Below are 18,379 nucleotides of genomic sequence, written 5' to 3'. Positions count from 1 at the left end.
GTTGTGGAACTTAATCCGGAGAGCAAAAAAGAAGCAGCTTAACGGCTTAGGCGACAACTACCTTGAAAAACGCCGATGATGAGTTGCCGTTAAAGCGCTCCAGTTTGGGAGAGCCATTTTTCCAGGAGGCCGTGGAAAAGGCTTCAAAGGACACCATTTCACCGTTGGCATTGCGCACATGCCAATGACTCAGATCCTCAGGCATCATTCGATATTGAGCATCCGACTGCAGGTAGACACGCTTAATTCGGCCGCGATCCACAAAGTCGTTAACATAGGTCGAGCCCCAGGCAATTTGCAAGGTCCGGTTAATCTCACCCAGCGAGATGCCCAGTGCTGAGGCCTTTTCACTGTCAATATCAATGCTGAATTGCGGCACGTCATCCAGACCATTGGATCTGACCCCGGCCAACAGCGCACTTTCAGATGCCATGCGCAACAAATTGTCTTTTGCTGCCATTAGCGCCTCGTGTCCCAGACCTGATTCATCCACTAACTGGAAACTGAAACCAGAAGCATTGCCCAGTTCCCGAATTGGGGGTGGAAAAAAGGTCATTACAGAAGCATCTTTAATGGCACTTAAATCCTTGCGGGATTGGTCGGTAATTGCAAATATACTTTCGTCTGCCTCCTGACGTTGCTCCCAGTCCGTTAAGCCGATAAAACCCAGTGCCGCATTTTGAGCAGAACCTGCAAAGCTGAAGCCAACAACGGTGAACATATGCTCCACCAGATCATCGTATTCACTGAGGAAATAGTCTTCCACTTTTACTGCGGTTTCCAGGGTTCTGTTTGCCGTCGCGCCGGACGGAGTGGTAATGGTCATATACATGGTGCCCTGATCTTCATTGGGAATGAAGGAGGTAGGCAATTTGTTGAACACAAACAGCAGCCCACCGATCAGCACGATATAAAGCAGGAAAAACCGCACACTGCGTTTTGCCATCAGTACGGCGATAGTTTGATAGCGATCGCGTCCTATATCAAATTGCTGATTAAATTTTGTAAACAGCTTACTCAATAACCCGGTGCTTTCTGGATTGTGGGGCTGTAAAAATGTGGCACACATAGAGGGGGATAAAATCATCGCCACCAATACTGACAGCACCATGGCTACCACAATGGTAATGGAGAATTGTTTATAAATGGTTCCTGCTGAACCATCAAAAAAGGCCATGGGAACAAACACGGTAGACAACACCACAGTGATGCCAATGAGCGCACTACTGATTTGAGTCATGGATTTTTTCGTGGCCTCTTTCGCGCTCAATCCCTCTTCCTGCATGATCCGCTCGACGTTCTCAACCACCACAATCGCGTCATCCACCAGCAGTCCAATAGCCAGCACCATGGCAAACATGGTAAGCACATTAATACTGAATCCAAGTACATTTAACACTGCAAACGTGCCGAGTAACACCACAGGTACAGCGATAGTTGGGATCAAGGTTGCCCGCAAATTTTGCAGAAACAACAGCATCACGAAAAACACCAGTACAACCGCTTCAATTAAGGTGTGAATAACCGACTCAATGGAGGCTTCAATAAAAGGCGTGGAATCCCGGGGATATACAATCTCAACCCCTTCAGGTAATGATGCAGAGAGTTCAGCAACCATGCTTTTGACCGCTCTGGCAGTTTCCAGGGCGTTGGTACCGGTGGCCTGCATAATAGCCATGCCAATGGCGGGCTGACGTTTGTAGCGCACGATCATGTCGTATGTCTCAGCCCCTCTTTCAACCCGGGCCACGTCTTTCAGTCGCACCTGAGAGCCGTTGGGATTGACACGCAGGATAATATTCTCAAAGTCCTGAACTGTACGTAAGATAGATTGCGCAGTGATCGTGGCGTTTATCTGTTGCGTGGTGATGGCCGGCATACCGCCCAATTGCCCGGCAGAAATGTCGGTATTTTGCATTTCCAGTGCCTGTTGCACATCCAGTGGTGTCAGGCTGTAACTAAGCAACTGATCCGGATTCAGCCAGATTCGCATGGCGTAAGGCGTGCCAAACAGCCGGATATCACCCACCCCATTGATTCGCGATAGCGGATCTAAAAATTGCGATGCGGCAATATCACCGAGATCTTCCTGGCTAAGTTCTCCGTTTTTCGAATACATGCTCACTACTAACAAAAAATTATTGTTCGTTTTGGTCACCCGAATCCCCTGGCTTTGTGCAGCCTGCGGAAGTTGCGAAATGGCCGCCTGAATCTTATTTTGGGTTTGCACCTGGGCTAAATCCGGGTCCGCCTCGGGTTCGAAGGTCAGCGTGATAGACATAGTGCCATCAGCACTGTTAGAGCTGAAATAGCGCAAATGATCAATACCCGTTAAACGCTGCTCTATAACCTGGGTAATAGAGTTTTCCACTGTTTGCGCTGAGGCCCCCGGATAGTTTGCCGAGATGGTAACGGTGGGAGGTGCAACCGTGGGGTATTGCTGAATAGGTAACTGCTGAATTGAGAGTATCCCTGCCAGCATAATAACGATGGCAATCACCCAGGCAAATACGGGTCGATTGATAAAAAACTGCGACATACTGAATTACCTTTGATTCATTGCAACTGACTGATTTTCAGGGCCAGGTTGCTTGCTCAGCATATCGCCACTCGCCGGTACAGTATTGACCTGTTCACCCGCAACGACCTTCTGATAACCTTCAATAATGATCTGCTGCCCTTCTGAAAGTCCCGCCTGAACAATCCAGCTGTCCCGGTAGGCAGACTGTACTTCAATGGTTTGTCGCTGCGCTTTGTGTTCCTTATCAACCGTCCAGACCTGCAGCTCACCAGTGGCGGTGCGCGTTGCCGCACGCTGAGGCACCAGCAACGCGTTTTGACTATCCAATTGCACTTGCGCCCGTACAAACATACCCGGACGCAATACACCTTCAGGGTTAGGGACCAGCGCCCGCAAAGCGGTGGCGCCGGTAGATTCATCGACGGTAACTTCTGACAGGATGAGTTGCCCGGCGTGGTCATAATTGACGCGTTTCGACTGGCTTTCCAGTTGCAGATTAACCGAGAGACTATTTGACGCTATGCGTTCAGCCAACGCCAAAATTTCCAGGCCAGCGCCGGAGTGCTGTAAGTCCACGTAAATGGGATCAAGTTGAGTGATAACACTCAGCTCCTGTACCTGATTGGCACTGACCAGCGTTCCCTCAGTCACCAAAGAACGACTGATGTAACCTGAAATTGGCGCGTACACCTTAGTATAATCCAAATCCACTTTCGCCAAATCCACAGCTGCCTGGGCCACACTGACGGCCGCTTTGGCCCGGGCAAAATTAGCCTTCACATCTTCATAGTCTTCTTTGCTGACTGCATTGGTAACCATCAGGTTTTTATAGCGTTGCACCCGTGAAGAAGTGAACAGGAAATCGGCCTCAGCACTTTCCAGATCCGCCAGGCGACTATTCAGTACCGCCTGGTAGCGGGTATCGTCTATCTGATACAGTTGCTGGCCTTTTTCGATATAAGTGCCACCTTCAAAAAATCGTTGCGTAATAATGCCATCCACCTGAGGTCTTACTACGGCCTGTCGGGCGGCAGATACGCGCCCCGGAAACGCTTTTTCTCTCTGCACAGGGTGCTGCTTAATTGTGGCTGTCGCCACTTCAGTGAATTGTTTGGGAACGGCAGCAGTAGCGGTAGATGACTTTACCGAGGCACTACATAAGAGCAAAGTAGCAACAATACATGCCACCACAAATGTGGACAGAAAAAGCAACCTGCTGGTGCCAGATTGTCTATTGTAAAAGGTATTTAACATCGAATAGCCTCCAGATTAAAACCCTATTGACCAGACAGGTATGGCCAATTGACGTTTTCACAGAGGTCCATTATATAGAATCAGATAAATCTCAAGCTTGCCCAATCCTACAAGCTTCTGCTCCATTCCTACAATTCACTCTCCCCGCTCTTTTCTGTAGAAAAGATATCGTTATGTTTTTATTGGTTTTTTTCAAAATAAACCGTTCTTTGGCCATTGGACTCTCAGATAAGCGCAGTTACTGCCCATGACAATCTGGCTAAAATTAGGCAAAACAATTAGAGTTATAGGCAAGCCACCGGCGACACATCGCACTATCATTGCAACACTATATAAACTCAATGCCGAAAGCATTAAATGCCCCCGGAAAGCGGTTTGTTTAGCAACGATAGGTTAAAATAAAGGCAGAGGTCCGATTATGGCGGTAGCAAACCACAAAATTTCCCCACTTTCAGTTGTTGGCGAAGATGATTACAGCCCTGAACAGCAAGATCTGGATAAACTGGCCAACTTGCTGTCCCGCTTCGCACCGCACGACGGCAGCATTCCTTTATCGGTGCCTGATGTGCACATTGTAAAATGCTCAACCACCAGCAATGACAGCATTCACTCTCTGAGTAAACCGGGTATCTGCATTGCTGCTCAGGGAACCAAAAACGTGACTCTGGCTCAGGAAGATTACCAGTATGGTGCAAAGAAAATGGCGGTGTACGCGGCGGAAGTTCCCGTCCGGGTAAAATTTGTCGAGGCGACAGTAGAAAAGCCCTACCTTTGTCTGGTGGTGCATATTGATCCCAAGCGCATGACCGATTTAATCTTTAAGGTTTTCCCCAATGGTCTGGCTAAAAATGCACAAACACGCGCAATCTATTTGGGTGACAGCAATCCCAGTATCGTTAAGTCGGCAATCAGAATACTTGAGTTGATTATCCATCAGGAAGATGCAGATTTGCTGGTACCTTTGGTAGTGGATGAAATTCTGATAAGGCTATTACGCAGCCCGGCCGGACCTGAAATTGCACAAATCGGATTGACAGATTCCAACGCACACAAGATTTCCCGTGCTATCGCATGGATAAAAGACAACTTTGCTTGTCCCTTAAAAGTGGAAGATCTGGCTAAAATGGCAGGTATGAGCCTGTCTTCTTTTCACAGCCATTTTAAAAGTATTACCGCAATGAGCCCGCTGCAGTTTCAGAAGAATTTTCGTTTGCAGGAAGCCCGCAACTATATGATTACCCGACATTTAGATGTGAGCAGTGCCTGCCATCTGGTGGGTTACAGCAGCCTGTCGCAGTTCAGCCGTGAATACAGCCGACTATTTGGCGCCTCGCCCAGCAAAGATCTGCACCGCTATCGAAATCACTAAGTCAGAGAGTTACCAGGTTGTGTGAACAGGGCAATCAATTCCTGTCACTCTCTGTTCTCAAATCTCTGTTCTAAAAATTATCAATGAGATTAGAACAAGGTTTGGTTTAACGTTCGTAGATCACTTCGACGTCGTAATCGTCATCGTCCCAGTCGTCATCATCGTCGTCGTCATCTTCGTATTCCGACATGATCTGTTCATCATGGGTATCCCATTTAAAGTCGGTTTGCCCTTCTTCCTCTTTAAAGTCTTCCACCGGTAGGGTTTCCAGCATGTTCATGACATCGTGACACAAGGTATCGGTACCAATTTTCTGGAATGCAGAGATTTGGAAATGTTTTTCTTGCCAGCCAAGGCCTTCCAGAATGCGCTGACATTCTTCTTCCACTTCTTCCGGCAACATCAAATCAATCTTGTTAAACACAATCCAGCGCGGCTTTTCAGCCAGTTTAGGGCTGTATTTTTCCAGTTCTGCGATAATGGTTTTGGCATTTTCCAGCGGATCAGACTGATCCATCGGCAACAAATCTATCAGGTGCAATAATACCCGGCAACGCTCGAGGTGTTTAAGAAAGCGAATCCCCAATCCCGCACCGTCCGAAGCGCCTTCTATGAGTCCGGGAATATCGGCAATAACAAAGCTACGTCTGGCATCCTGACGCACCACTCCCAGATTCGGGATCAAAGTGGTAAAGGGATAATCAGCTACCTTGGGCTTGGCCGCAGACACGCTGCGAATGAAAGTACTCTTTCCGGCATTGGGTAAACCCAACAGGCCAACATCTGCTAATAGCAACAATTCTAATTTAAGATTGCGGATCTCGCCCGGCGTACCATTGGACTTTTGACGTGGCGCCCGGTTAACGCTGCTTTTAAAACGGGCATTCCCCAATCCGTGAAAGCCCCCTTTGGCCACCATCAGCTTTTGCCCGTTCTGGGTCAGATCACCCAACACTTCACCGGTGTCTTTATCGGTGACACGGGTTCCGATGGGAACATTGACAGTCAGATCTGAACCGCGTTTACCGGTGCAGTCAGTGCGCTGTCCATTTTGACCACGCTCTGCTCGGTGAAATCGTTCGAACTGATAGTCGATCAATGTATTGAGGTTTTCGTCGGCCAACAAATAAACATCGCCGCCATCACCGCCGTCACCACCATCGGGACCACCACGAGGAATGTATTTTTCACGACGGAAACTAACGATACCGTTACCACCATCTCCCGCTTCTACACGGATCTCAACTTCATCTACGAATTTCATGAGGAATCTAACTATTAATAAAAAGCTAATTGTAGGTCAGAATTTATTCTAACGCTGCGGTCAAATTCGAACCTACTGTAACAAAAAAAACCCCGCTTGTGCGGGGTTTTTCAATTCGATTCGAAGCGCCGATTAAGCAGCTACGATGTTCACGTATTTACGGTTCTTAGGACCTTTAACGTCGAACTGAACTTTACCGTCTGATAAAGCGAATAATGTGTGGTCTTTACCAATACCAACGTTGTCACCTGCGTGGAATCTAGTACCACGTTGACGAACAATGATGTTACCAGCCAGAACTGACTCACCACCAAAACGCTTAACACCTAAGCGTTTGCTTTCTGAGTCACGACCGTTCTTAGTACTACCACCGGCCTTTTTGTGTGCCATTTGTCGTCTCTCCTATTAAGCGCTAATGCCAGTAATTTTCACTTCTGTGAACCACTGACGGTGGCCCATCTGAGAACGTGAATGCTTACGGCGACGGAATTTAACAATCTTTACCTTTTCGCCACGACCATGAGTCACTACTTCTGCAGTCACTTTGCCGCCCGCTACATATGGAGTACCGATTTTAATATCGTCTCCATTACTCACCATCATTACTTCGTCAAAAGTAACAGTTTCACCTGGAGCTATTTCAATTTTTTCCAGGCGAACAGTTTGGCCCTCAGCCACACGGTGTTGTTTACCACCACTTTGGAAAACCGCGTACATAACTTACTCCGCACTTGCACTGTGTTTACCCAAAACCAACCAGTGCATTCATTCAAAAAACAGGGCGCGAATTGTATGTGAATTATTTGGGACTATCAAGGTTAAATTTGAATTTATTTTGTACAATTCGGGATTAGCTTAGGATTTCCTTCCGACAAGGCAGAAAAACTGGATACCTCGGCAGTTTTTTGTCAGAATTCGCGCACTTACGATTTTAATTTCAAAAGCTTATCTGTACCCTTCAGCAATGGAAATAAAGCAAATCCGTCAACTCAGCGACAATGACATGCTGAGCGTCAACCGTTTGATTCAGGAACAAGTTCAGTCAGAAGTCTCTCTGGTGAACCAGCTTGGATTCTATATTGTTAATAGTGGCGGTAAACGTCTGCGTCCTATGCTTTGTGTACTGGCAGCCCGCGCGCTGGGTATTCAGAACAATCAGCATCACACTCTGGCGGCCATTATCGAGTTTATTCACACCGCGACATTACTACATGACGATGTCGTCGATGAATCCACCATGCGTCGCGGCCGCGAAACAGCGAATGAAGTATTCGGCAACCAGGCCAGTGTATTAGTGGGAGACTTTTTGTATACCCGCTCATTTCAGATGATGGTAAGCCTTGAGCGATTCCGGGTGATGGAAATTTTGGCTAATGCCACTAATGTCATTGCCGAAGGTGAAGTATTGCAGTTGATGAACTGTAACGATCCGGACACCACTGAAGAGCGCTACCTGCAGGTGATCTACAGTAAAACCGCCCGCCTGTTTGAGGCCGCAACGCAACTGGCAGCCATACTTACGGATCAGGCATCAGACATTGAATCCGCTATGCAGGACTATGGCAAATATCTGGGCACCGCATTTCAGCTGATGGATGATATCCTGGATTATGCCGCTGACAGCGAAGTCATGGGCAAAAATGCCGGTGATGATCTGGCTGAAGGCAAACCTACGCTGCCGTTGTTACACGCCATGTGGCACAGCGATGAAGCCAACAGCCAGCTGATTCGCTCAGCGATTGAAAACAGTGATGGCACTGAAAATTTCGACGCCATTTTAGCCGCAATGCGCGCAGCCGGGTCCCTGGATTACACCCTAAAACTGGCTATCGAGGCCAGAGACCAGGCGGTGGCAGCACTGGCCCCCATTCCTGACTCTGAATATAAACAGGCTCTGATCGCGCTGGCGGATATTGCCGTTAATCGAGACGCCTGATATCGACAACACTGATATCGACATTACAGATATCAAGCCCCACTCAATATCCGGTTAAAAATAACCAGAGTAATAACCCGGTTGGTTAAAACTGTCCAACGAACCGGGTTACTCCGGCCCCGCTTATAGACATTGTGCTGGATGTCTCACTGGCACTACAATTGCTCAGTTCCTGTTGAATTGGTGTAACTGATACACCTTGTTGCGCAACATGGGAACACAAAATGGCACAGTTAAAACTCAATCCCCAGGACACCGACACCTTCAAACTGGCAGGTACCCTGCAAGCCGCATCATCCGGCAATTCTGAGGCAATCCGGCATCTTTCTGGTGTTCAACCGGAGACTATCTGCGCCCGTTCACGCGTGCAATGGATGCAGGCGATGCGCAATTTATTGCGTACAAACAACACCTGCAGTCAACTGGTTATGGATAAGATTATTGCGGTCTGTCGTTTTCTTGGAGACTGGTCTTTACTCATTCAGATACAATCAAAAGGTTCGCTTTTTCCGGCAAACCATGAACTTGTGACCCCCTATATTCAGCTGGGCAGGTGGAAAGAGGCACAGCACCTGCTACAACAACATTCAGATACCGCGTTAAGTTCAACACACGCTCAGCAAGCTGGCTATGTAGAGGCAGCATTGCAAATACCTGGGATAAGCTACGCTGAAGCGTCGAAAAGCCAATTGTATCTGACACCGATGGACTTTCATCATGTCAGTGATTTTTGCTGGCAATATGCCGATCCGGACATCGCCAGTCTGTGCAATTTACCGGTGTTCCGGTCCGCTGAACACTGGATCAACTGGCTATATTATTGCAAACAAAACCCCCACCAACAGCTGTTTGCCATCATTCATCGGGAATGGGGATTTATCGGTTCCGCAAACCTGCACGTGCATGATGGACATGGCTTTTTCTATTATTGGTTGGGAAGCGACTTTCGCGGACAAGGTTACGGACCTGCCGCGGTGCAGCAGCTACTGCAATTGGGCAAGGATCATTTTGCCATGCAGGATTGCTTTACCAAGGTATTCAAACACAATCGGATTTCTCAGCAAGCCACACAAAAGGCAGGCTTTGCGCGACTCCCATTTAAAGCCGTGCTGCCGGAAGATAACGAAGTATTTTATTATCAGGGCAAAGACTGTGCTGTACCGGAATTGTACGCACATCTTACAGCGCTGCTGGTGTCCCTGGGATCAGAGATTCAACTGGCTCCACTTGTGTAGTTATTTCAGGGAGTCGATGCCGTTGCATCGACTCCCCTAAGCCCACCGAACTAACCCCAACTAATAATAATTTGGCCATTAGCACCACATCCGCCGGAGCCCCCAGCGGAAAGCCCATTGCCGATGAAGTCTGACGTTTGTGAGTGTCCGGCATGATACTCAGCGGCAGAAGGTGGTTCAAATCTCGCTTTTTTTTCCGGCGGAGCATGTTCAGGTGCGTTTTCCTGCGCTTCGAATTCCTCCCTGCCACGTTTTTTCAGCAAACCGGATACGACCTCCGTCATGTGCTGCAATGGTTCATCCAATTCCATTGGCATAGCGCCACTGTCATTGGAAAAGCGATTGAACATGGAGATACGACCGACATTGGTAACGTCACTTAGCGCCCCGTAAGAAATCATTTCAAGTACTTGTGACTTTTTCCATAAAATGCGACCCGTTGCAGACGCTCCGGAAAATGTGCCTCCGTACCCCCCCTCGACTAAGACTAAATTATCAAAACGGGATTGCGCTCCCTGACCGCCAAATTCACCCGGTTTGCCCCCGTTGCCACCGAGGCCAGCCCTCAGGGCAAGGGGCTCTGCTGACATGCGCAGTCCGGGATAAAAACGAAATATACAAAAAGTGCCATCAGCACCGCTGCCTCCGCCAAGTGCGGGTCTGGATGCAGAAAAACCGGTAAGCGCGTTTTCGCCGCCGGCACCGCCCCCTCCGGCTCCGGTAATAGTAACCAGACACCATTTTATTTCAGGCGGGGGCTGCCACAAATAGTTGCTGTCAAAAATCAATTGTTGATTGATGATAATGGCGGGGGTTTGCTCCTGTTTCATCATTATCCTCCGCGACAATTTAAATTAAGATCATCGTTCAGTGCCTCCAGAAACTCCTGATCCCGGATTTCTGTCACCAACATGCCTTTGCTTTTTTTGTATAATCCCTCTTCAAAAACCTGATAGGTATCTGCACGGCACCAGGTGATGTTCTCATATGCCTTATATTCAGAAATTTTATCAAGATCATTTATCAAATTATAAAGGTGAAATTTAAAGCATCTGACCACATTGTTTATCGCCCATAGACATTGCTGATAGCCGGAATCTGCATATTGTGGCGCAAGATAGTGTTCAGCAGGTTGTTTCGGCTTTTTCGGGTCATAAGCGCCGGGTTTGTAGTTAACAAAAAACGAATGGCGATCGGCATTATCCACATTGAGCAACTCGGAATTGAGCACAAAGTGGATAAATTTACGATCCGGAAATTCATAGTCCATAAACTTCGCCACTGTTAGCAAAGGATCAGAAATGTCACCGTTTGACAGGGTCTGTTTCAGTCCGGCGAGATCATTATCACTTTCCGGTGATATGGCCACCAGCGCTTTGCCAAACACATCCAGAAACTCCTTCTTTTGAGTAGCCTCAAAACATTCCAGTAATTTATTCAGTGCGGTTACGCCATTAGATTTGACCCAGGTATGAGCCACGTCTTTTATCCAACTGTGAGTATATACCCAGGCTTGCATTTCATAGCCTTTATTACTTTTTAAAAATTCTGCAATTTTAGCTAAATAACGTTTTTTCCTGTTATCACTCGTACTGGCGTCGAATTTAGTTTGGGTGCGGATGTCCCCCCGGATCTGACTAGGCAGGCCACAAATATTGGTCAGATAATAAGCCAGCAAGGTGACAGCAAACCCCGCTACCGGTGTTTGTGGGTTCACCGTTGAGGTTAAAAACTTACGAAACCCTAAATGCAGACGATTCAATGCATCCAGATATTTGGAATCAAACGAAGCATCTAAATCGGCGCCCAGTTCTATTAATTGCATCGCACAGGTAGCCGGAACCGTCACATTGTATTGCGGTGCCACCAGGTTCACGCCATTTTTCATAAAATTGCGCTGAATTACTCCCTTCAGAATATCATTTCTAAAAATATTGGGGGTTTGCTGACAGTTACAGTTAGGCATTTCCTCCGGATGCAGTGTAAAGTTTTTGCGCGCTAATTTGATAGTGTCAGGACGACCATTTTCATTAATCCCCCAGGACCTTATTAACCCATAATCTACGTTTTTCCCGTGCCCCACAGTGGACGTTGGCCCACGTAACATTGCCAACACCATATTGACGTCTTTGGTTTTGTCACCGGGCTCTTTATGATGCCTGGTCTGGTCAACATCAGGCTGATTAAAGATCGCATTGTAAAATCGTTCAGATGTACTGATATACAGAGCTTTAGTCCAGATAGTGCCAATGTCTCGCATTAATTTCCATGGTTCACCCTGCGACTTTAGTGTCGGAAATTCAGCTTTATTTGTGTCCCACACAGCCGGGTAAGATAATCCCGGGGTACCTAATTCCAACACATCAAAATAGTCGGTGCCCAGGTCCCAGCTTCCCACCGCATCATCAATAATTACATCTTTATCCACAAAATATGGTGAATTCTCAATCTCAGCATGAAATAAGTATTCCAAAGAGGCTTTTGTCTTTTTTTCATCCTCAGTTAATCCTGCGCTGGAATGTTGTCCGGTTTCTCTACCATAAACACTTTGCGCAAACTCAGCTTCAAAGCCAAATATTGTGTCTTTGTCTGAAATAGACGGCGTAATACTTGTTTTCGCAATAGCAGCTTCGTTATAAATGCTGCCAATCGCCTGCTGCTGCGCCAAATAAAGATCCTGGTAATTTTCATCTTCAAAATTCAATCTGTCATTTTCATCAAACACAGAAGGGATAGTGATAAAATCAGCCATTTTATTTTCCTCTAACATTCATATTAATATTAAAAATCATTTAGATAGTTACCCTGAGGTTCTGTTTTTAAGAAGGACTCTTTTTTCTCTGAACAGTGCTCCAAACTCATTGAATCTGAGGCTGCCCTTTTGCATTCTGAAAATGCCTGTTTTTCAAGGCGATTCTGCTTATCCAAACTGCGATAAAAGCCCATGATTAATTGCTGTAGTGTTTCGAGATCTGCCAACACCTGTAATCTTTTCTTGCGCTCAACTCCGGCATCGAATTGATGGCGGGCATCTTCCGGCTCTTCTATATTGGCCAGTCGCTGAGTTACCAAAGTCATCACCTGATAACAGACATCCGGATGACTCACATCAGAAAAATTCCCGCCCGAAGATGTTTTGCACGGGCCGAACACTTCGGCGATATAGACTGATTTTGCCCACTCAATAAGTTGCGCTTTTTGTGATTCGCGCTCAGGTTCTGAATAAAGTCTGTTGACGACTCTGACAAAAGTTAAAAATTCAAAATCCATGGTCGCTTTAACAATTTGTTTTTACTGTTGCCTCCTGATTGCAATTGAAATACCAAATCAATAAACAAACTAAAAACTACCTTTATTAACTTCAATTTTTCACAAATTGGTCACATAAAGGCGTCGCATTTTTATTTTTGGTAAAATACAACCAATCTAATAAATTTATTTAAGGCCATTTATATCCATTAAAAAATGCAGACTGGATATATTCGTCCAACGGGTTTCAGATAATTTTTTTAAATTCAAGGAAACCTGGCAAGTTAGTGTCATTTTCAAAAGAAAATCGGGTCAAATTCAAAAGAAAGGGTATTTTAATATCCGATACTATTTCACTCTGAACCTTGCAGGAGGATTTAACATGGATGCACTCAGAGCATTTATCCCGGTATTTCCACAAGTACTTCCTGGCATCATTAGCCAGAACAGTGAAATGCAAAAGCTTGCCCGGCAGGCTCGAAAAATAGCCACAAGCAATGCGTCTGTTTTTTTAAATGGTGAAACAGGAACCGGAAAAGAGATGTTTGCAAAGGCCATTCACCAGGTAAGTGGTCGTCAGGGAGAGCTGGTTTCCGTCAACTGCGGTGCCATACCGGAAAACCTGTTCGAATCACTGTTTTTTGGTCACGAAAAAGGCGCTTTTACCGGTGCGGATAAAAAGCAAAATGGATTTTTTCATCAGGCCAGTCAGGGCACGCTGTTCTTAGACGAAATTGCAGAATTACCACTGAATCACCAATCCAAATTGCTACGTGTCCTGGAAGAGCGCCGTTTTACTCGCGTAGGTGGCGCCGAATCCATCCCGTTTACCGGGCGGATCATCAGTGCCTCACATGTGGATGTAGAGCAACAGGTGGCACTGCGCCACTTCAGAGAAGACTTGTGGTACCGGCTCAATCTTTTTGAACTTACCATCCCGACATTAAACCAACGCCGGGAAGACATTCCGCTTTTGGCCCGTTACTTCGCTAAAAACTCGCAACACATACAACTTTTACCTTGTGCACTTGAACTCATGCAATTTTCAGATTGGCCGGGCAACATCAGGCAACTTAAGAACACCATCGAAAAAGTGTCGGTGCTGGCAGAGTCTGAAGAAATTTCAGCCATTACACTGCAACAACTCTCCATGTGTGAGAGCGGCATTGACTGGGCTGCACGGGTAGCAATGGAAATTATCGACCTGCCCATTTCAAACAAACTCAAATCGATTAACGATGCACTTATCGAACAAGCTGTTGAGGCGACAAAGGGCAATAAGTCAGAAGCTGCCCGATTACTTGGTGTGCATCGAAAAGTAGTGGAACGACGCCTGGCACAAATCATGTCATTGAGGTAAGCAAATGAAACCCATATCAGATCCTGTGAATACCCTAGCGGCCCCCATGGCATCAAACGCTGACCAAAAAAGCGCACAACAACAGGTTACGCAAGAGGTTCTGCAACTAAAGCAACAAGCTGATCAGCAATTATTGCAGTTAATGTTGCAACAAAAGTCCCGGTTAAACGATATGGTTCAGCAATTAAGAGGGCACACCCCGGATACAACCCGATCTGACAAACCCCAAAACCAGCAGAACCTGGTACAAAATTTGCCCTCCAATGACACACCGTTGTCAACACAGGAAGAGCCCGTGGTACCACTCGCACAAGTCTCTAAATTACAGGCCGACAATTTGGGGCACCTGGATATCATCATGAATCGTATCCAACAAACCTTGCAGTCCAGGCACAGTGAATCCGATGCCGCGACCGCCGATTCCAATGGAGAGCCTGATGAGCCAGTCAAATCTGATCTTTGAAGCCACCCGGCAAGCTTCGGGCAATTTCGTCTGCGATTCGGCTCCTGAAGTTCAGGAGCCGAAAACCAGTAACCAACAACACCATGAGACAGACTACCGTCAGGAAAAGTTTGTCAACGACGATGCTGCCAACGGCGATGGAAGTAGCACTGGCAGACAAGCCTACTACATCGACCCTCAGCTTCTGTTCGGTGTTTCGCCCCCATGGGTAAAACCGAATAACTCGCTGTTTCAGCACACTTTTGAAAGTAATCTAAACGGTGGATACAACGGCTATTACCAGCAGATGTTGCAGCAATATGAACAAATGCGCGCCATTCTGAATTCACAACTTAGTCACGGCTTCAATCGGGAATAGTAAGCTAATGGGCATCTCAATCAGCAACATTGTGAAACGTAGTGCGGCGTTTAAAAAAAGCCAGTTGGCAAACTTCAGGAAGTTTGTTGATGCCAGCAAGACCCTCAAAGCAGCCGTTAAATCGCAACAACTGCAAGCCAAACAGGACTGGCAGACACTACACAAAATGCTGAGCGAGCTCCAGGGTCCGGTGCAACCCAACGGTGAGTCACCAATTGAGATGTTAGTCACCGACAGCGATTATATCGCTGCGTTGGGCAAGGTGACTGAACTGCAGCCGGGATTCAATAGCAGCAAACATTCCAGGGAATATATTCAGGCGTTTCAGAAAGCCATCAATGACTACATGAAGCAACGGGAGCATGCTGATGAGTGACGCTGAAAATAGTGCCGACGCTGGCAATACAGCACAAGAACTTATTCAGCCACACATCAATCAATCTGTGGCTCTGGCCGTGCAAAGTGCTGCGGATTTATTGAAGAACATCAATACTATTGAAACGACAGTGATCGGGGTCGCTTCTGCCAGTTGGCTGGCTAACCCGGCTATGTCGGAGTACAAGGATATTATCGAGAATGCCACCAAAACCATTACTTTTGCCGCAGAAAATCTGGCCAAGGTCGGTGAATCAGGGGCTCAGGTATTAAAAGACTTACAACCATAGGCCAGAAATGACCAGTAAAAATTCACAACCTGGAGGAAATTGACCAATCCGGATACCAATGAAACCCTGTTACCGCAATTCAATGTGGACGCTTAAGACCAGTCAGGCTGAGGCCTGAAGGACGGATCTCGCCAGTTATTTAACAATTGGCAAGTTATTCGCAATGCGTTATTGGCACACAGTGCACTTTGTTGAATTGAGAAATAGGAAACAGGTATGTCGGAAGAAAATAAAATCATTGATGCGGTTTCGCTCATTGATGTTTTAACGGTTGGTTCTGCGCCAGCAATGGCCATGGGACAGCTTTACTATTCACTAGCGTTTAACTCGGGGATGGCATCAATGAACATGGTGCTGGCAGCCCAGCAAGCCTACGAGGCACAGCAGGCAGCAACAACTCAGGGCGTTAAATTGCTGCTGGGTAGTAGTTGAAGCCTCTCTTTAAGCAAGGCCTGAAGGTGTAATCGGCAACACTGGTGGGCCTTTTTATCACTTCGGGTATGCTGCGCGAAGTAATAAAAAATGGCAAAACGAGACATTTAACTTTAAGAAGGAGAAACATTGTGACACAGCCGAAAACCACTGACAGTCAATCACACCACGCGGCACAACCCGCGTTGCAGGAGCAACAGCATGAGTCGCAGGAGCAGTTGCTTTCCCAAAGTGAGCAATTGCTGCAAAATGCTCTGAACAGCTGCAATATTCCTGGATTTACTCCTGTCCAGTTGGCATTTCCCAATGCCATTTCAGGGCATCAACAAGCGCAAAGTAGTAACTACAGTATGAATATTCAGCAACTTTTTGCGCAACAGGCTCAGCTGTTCAATCCACCTCAGGAAAATTCCGACAATCCGGGCGCTCCTGTTACTGAACCCGTCCCTGACCCCAACGCGGTGACCGATCACAGTCCGGCGGAGACTACCGAAACCGATGAACTGCAGGCTATCCGGGCTATGTTTGACTCCAACTAAATTATCAGCAAAGTTCGATGAATCGCTTTCAGGTGCCCGGATGTGAACCCCCTGAACCCGACAATTTTGCCCCAACAAGAACTTGAACGGGAGTTTCAGACACCATTGAAAAGTGTGCTTGAGACAAACCTCAGTGCACTTCTTCCTGAGCGGCAACAAACCTATGACGATATTCTGGCCTATACACTCAACCCTTTTCACTTTGGCCCAATTCCGATAGCGTCTCAGCAAACAGGTAGTCAGGCCTTTACCTTAAATTCTGCCCCGTTTTACTGGCAAACGTTGTTACTCAGTGATCAAACCCTGTGCTCCGAGGTCATAGTAATGGTTTGGCAGGACGCGGTGTATCTGGCAAACCTGAATATCCTGCCCGCGACCATTGGGCTAATCGCGCCCCTGGCACCTGAAAAGACGATGCGATGGGTGTCAGGATTGGTACAGTGCACACTGCAAAACCTTCAGGGATTATGCCTGCAGCTCGGCTTACGGGGCATGGTATCGACACTGTACAACCCCAATCTGGCGGCCATGTTCAAACAATACGGTTTTAAACGGGCCAAACACCGAACAGAAATAGTAGGCCTGCCATTGCCGGCACTTTATTACCTGGATCTGTTGCAATCCCAATGCTGAACAATGAGGTACAGCTCAATTAATTTTTTTTGATATGGACATAAAACGCCCATTTTTTTACTCGACATGGTTGCTATAGGCCACCAGCCCCTCTCCCTCCAGGCATCATGAAATAAAATTTAATCCATATAATTCAATGAGATAACAAGCATTAAATTGCCAACTTAAAGTTGGCACATTCTCTGTAATACCCAGTCGGGTGCATTGATAAAACAAAGCCCCAATAGTCAACCAATTAATCACTAGGGAGATCAGTGATGTCAGATTCAGTAAACGCTGCGGTGATCGACAGTGTCACTATCGCTAACACAAAGGTGCTTGCCGAGGCACCCGCGATGGCGATGGGCAGCCTTTATCAAACCATGGGGAACTCTGTTGCCATGGGCGCAGCTAATGCTGTCTATGCACAACAACAAGCCAATATGGCGTTTCAGGCCGCGACGGTACTGGGTGTGACAAAGCTGTTTGCTCAGAATGGCTAATCACTGAAGATTTGAAATCAACCTGAGGAAAAAACTATGTCACAACCTGAATTTGTTAACGGTGCCGTGGTGGATTCAACCACTACGGTAAATGCGTCAGTCGGCGCCGTTGCTCCGGCAATGGCAATGGGCAACCTGTATCAAACGATTGGTAATTCTGTTGCCATGGCCGCAGCAAACGCGGTTTATGCGCAGCAACAAGGATGGATGACTTCACAGTCTGCAGGGACTTTGGGAGTCACAAAAATATTTAGCCAAAACAAAGGCTAAGTAAACATTTGCCTTAACCTGGCAAATTAATATTTCTCAACAAACAAAGTGTAATAATTAGGAGATTAACCTATGGCTAATACAACCAACCCACAACCAAGTGAAGTCAACGGCGCTGTTGTTGACGCGGTAACCATCGCAAACACCAAGGTCATTGCTGAAGCACCTGCAATGGCAATGGGCAGCTTATACCAAACCATCGGCAACTCTGTTGCTATGGCAGCTGCCAATGCTGTGTATGCGCAACAACAAGCTAACGTAGGCTATCAGTCTGCCAGCACGCTTGGTGTAACCAAACTGTTCGAACAGAACCAGTAGACATTAAACCACTCAATATTTAACCGGAGGA

22 protein-coding genes are annotated in these 18,379 nt (G+C 46.8%); 14 read left to right on the top strand and 8 right to left on the bottom strand.

From position 1 onward, the window contains the following. Window positions 1–46: 46 nt before the first annotated feature. On the bottom strand, window positions 47–2,539 hold the full coding sequence (locus AC0J20_RS20530) for an efflux RND transporter permease subunit (RefSeq protein WP_473023154.1): 2,493 nt from the start codon (window positions 2,537–2,539) through the stop codon (window positions 47–49). A gap of 6 nt (window positions 2,540–2,545) precedes the next feature. Next, window positions 2,546–3,775, bottom strand: a complete 1,230-nt coding sequence (locus AC0J20_RS20525) for an efflux RND transporter periplasmic adaptor subunit (RefSeq protein WP_473023153.1) — start codon at window positions 3,773–3,775, stop codon at window positions 2,546–2,548. Window positions 3,776–4,193: 418 nt separating this feature from the next. Between AC0J20_RS20525 and AC0J20_RS20520 the strand changes: the two genes are divergently transcribed. Then, a complete protein-coding gene (locus AC0J20_RS20520; RefSeq protein WP_473023152.1) occupies window positions 4,194–5,144 on the top strand; it encodes an AraC family transcriptional regulator in 951 nt (316 codons plus the stop codon). A 106-nt stretch (window positions 5,145–5,250) separates the two neighbouring features. Here AC0J20_RS20520 and cgtA read toward each other — a convergent pair whose 3' ends face one another. The 3 genes from cgtA to rplU all read right to left on the bottom strand — a co-directional run bounded on the left by cgtA (window position 5,251) and on the right by rplU (window position 7,125). Then, window positions 5,251–6,408: an Obg family GTPase CgtA gene (cgtA, locus tag AC0J20_RS20515; protein ID WP_229528366.1), complete on the bottom strand. Its 1,158-nt coding sequence runs from the start codon at window positions 6,406–6,408 to the stop codon at window positions 5,251–5,253. 132 nt (window positions 6,409–6,540) lie between these two features. Continuing rightward, window positions 6,541–6,798, bottom strand: coding sequence for a 50S ribosomal protein L27 (rpmA, locus tag AC0J20_RS20510; RefSeq protein ID WP_229528365.1), 258 nt, complete (start codon window positions 6,796–6,798; stop codon window positions 6,541–6,543). Window positions 6,799–6,813: 15 nt separating this feature from the next. Next, a complete protein-coding gene (rplU, locus tag AC0J20_RS20505; RefSeq protein ID WP_229528364.1) occupies window positions 6,814–7,125 on the bottom strand; it encodes a 50S ribosomal protein L21 in 312 nt (103 codons plus the stop codon). A 247-nt stretch (window positions 7,126–7,372) separates the two neighbouring features. Between rplU and ispB the strand changes: the two genes are divergently transcribed. Further along, window positions 7,373–8,344: an octaprenyl diphosphate synthase gene (gene ispB / locus AC0J20_RS20500; protein ID WP_473023151.1), complete on the top strand. Its 972-nt coding sequence runs from the start codon at window positions 7,373–7,375 to the stop codon at window positions 8,342–8,344. A 224-nt stretch (window positions 8,345–8,568) separates the two neighbouring features. Further along, the gene (locus AC0J20_RS20495) at window positions 8,569–9,579 is read left to right on the top strand and encodes a GNAT family N-acetyltransferase (RefSeq protein WP_473023150.1); all 1,011 of its coding nucleotides are present in this window, start codon (window positions 8,569–8,571) and stop codon (window positions 9,577–9,579) included. Between the two features lie 50 nt (window positions 9,580–9,629). On the opposite strand, the gene AC0J20_RS20490 is transcribed toward AC0J20_RS20495, so the two are convergent. Genes AC0J20_RS20490 through AC0J20_RS20480 form a run of 3 tightly spaced genes read right to left on the bottom strand, consistent with a single transcriptional unit; the run spans window position 9,630 to window position 12,849 of the window. Continuing rightward, window positions 9,630–10,409: a hypothetical protein gene (locus tag AC0J20_RS20490; RefSeq protein WP_473023149.1), complete on the bottom strand. Its 780-nt coding sequence runs from the start codon at window positions 10,407–10,409 to the stop codon at window positions 9,630–9,632. A gap of 2 nt (window positions 10,410–10,411) precedes the next feature. After that, window positions 10,412–12,331, bottom strand: a complete 1,920-nt coding sequence (locus AC0J20_RS20485) for a hypothetical protein (RefSeq protein WP_473023148.1) — start codon at window positions 12,329–12,331, stop codon at window positions 10,412–10,414. Between the two features lie 29 nt (window positions 12,332–12,360). Then, window positions 12,361–12,849, bottom strand: coding sequence for a hypothetical protein (locus AC0J20_RS20480; protein ID WP_473023147.1), 489 nt, complete (start codon window positions 12,847–12,849; stop codon window positions 12,361–12,363). Between the two features lie 361 nt (window positions 12,850–13,210). Between AC0J20_RS20480 and AC0J20_RS20475 the strand changes: the two genes are divergently transcribed. The 11 genes from AC0J20_RS20475 to AC0J20_RS20425 all read left to right on the top strand — a co-directional run bounded on the left by AC0J20_RS20475 (window position 13,211) and on the right by AC0J20_RS20425 (window position 18,348). Continuing rightward, window positions 13,211–14,188, top strand: a complete 978-nt coding sequence (locus AC0J20_RS20475) for a sigma 54-interacting transcriptional regulator (RefSeq protein ID WP_473023146.1) — start codon at window positions 13,211–13,213, stop codon at window positions 14,186–14,188. A gap of 4 nt (window positions 14,189–14,192) precedes the next feature. Continuing rightward, on the top strand, window positions 14,193–14,651 hold the full coding sequence (locus tag AC0J20_RS20470) for a hypothetical protein (protein ID WP_473023145.1): 459 nt from the start codon (window positions 14,193–14,195) through the stop codon (window positions 14,649–14,651). Beyond that, window positions 14,626–15,009, top strand: coding sequence for a hypothetical protein (locus AC0J20_RS20465; protein WP_473023144.1), 384 nt, complete (start codon window positions 14,626–14,628; stop codon window positions 15,007–15,009). The genes AC0J20_RS20470 and AC0J20_RS20465 overlap by 26 nt, the downstream gene beginning before the upstream one ends. A 7-nt stretch (window positions 15,010–15,016) precedes the next feature. After that, on the top strand, window positions 15,017–15,385 hold the full coding sequence (locus AC0J20_RS20460) for a hypothetical protein (RefSeq protein ID WP_473023143.1): 369 nt from the start codon (window positions 15,017–15,019) through the stop codon (window positions 15,383–15,385). Then, window positions 15,378–15,674, top strand: a complete 297-nt coding sequence (locus AC0J20_RS20455) for a hypothetical protein (RefSeq protein WP_229528354.1) — start codon at window positions 15,378–15,380, stop codon at window positions 15,672–15,674. The genes AC0J20_RS20460 and AC0J20_RS20455 overlap by 8 nt, the downstream gene beginning before the upstream one ends. 216 nt (window positions 15,675–15,890) lie before the next feature. Next, the gene (locus AC0J20_RS20450) at window positions 15,891–16,106 is read left to right on the top strand and encodes a RebB family R body protein (RefSeq protein ID WP_229528353.1); all 216 of its coding nucleotides are present in this window, start codon (window positions 15,891–15,893) and stop codon (window positions 16,104–16,106) included. 131 nt (window positions 16,107–16,237) lie between these two features. Further along, the gene (locus tag AC0J20_RS20445) at window positions 16,238–16,645 is read left to right on the top strand and encodes a hypothetical protein (protein WP_473023142.1); all 408 of its coding nucleotides are present in this window, start codon (window positions 16,238–16,240) and stop codon (window positions 16,643–16,645) included. Between the two features lie 42 nt (window positions 16,646–16,687). After that, window positions 16,688–17,278, top strand: a complete 591-nt coding sequence (locus AC0J20_RS20440; RefSeq protein ID WP_473023141.1) for a hypothetical protein — start codon at window positions 16,688–16,690, stop codon at window positions 17,276–17,278. Between the two features lie 257 nt (window positions 17,279–17,535). Beyond that, entirely contained in the window at window positions 17,536–17,760 is a 225-nt protein-coding gene (locus AC0J20_RS20435) for a RebB family R body protein (RefSeq protein ID WP_229528350.1), read from the top strand. A 36-nt stretch (window positions 17,761–17,796) separates the two neighbouring features. Next, the gene (locus AC0J20_RS20430; protein ID WP_229528349.1) at window positions 17,797–18,030 is read left to right on the top strand and encodes a RebB family R body protein; all 234 of its coding nucleotides are present in this window, start codon (window positions 17,797–17,799) and stop codon (window positions 18,028–18,030) included. A gap of 72 nt (window positions 18,031–18,102) precedes the next feature. After that, a complete protein-coding gene (locus tag AC0J20_RS20425) occupies window positions 18,103–18,348 on the top strand; it encodes a RebB family R body protein (RefSeq protein ID WP_229528348.1) in 246 nt (81 codons plus the stop codon). Window positions 18,349–18,379 lie beyond the last annotated feature (31 nt).

Source organism: Planctobacterium sp. R6, assembly GCF_055755215.1.
This window is presented reverse-complemented; position numbering and strand designations above follow the sequence as displayed.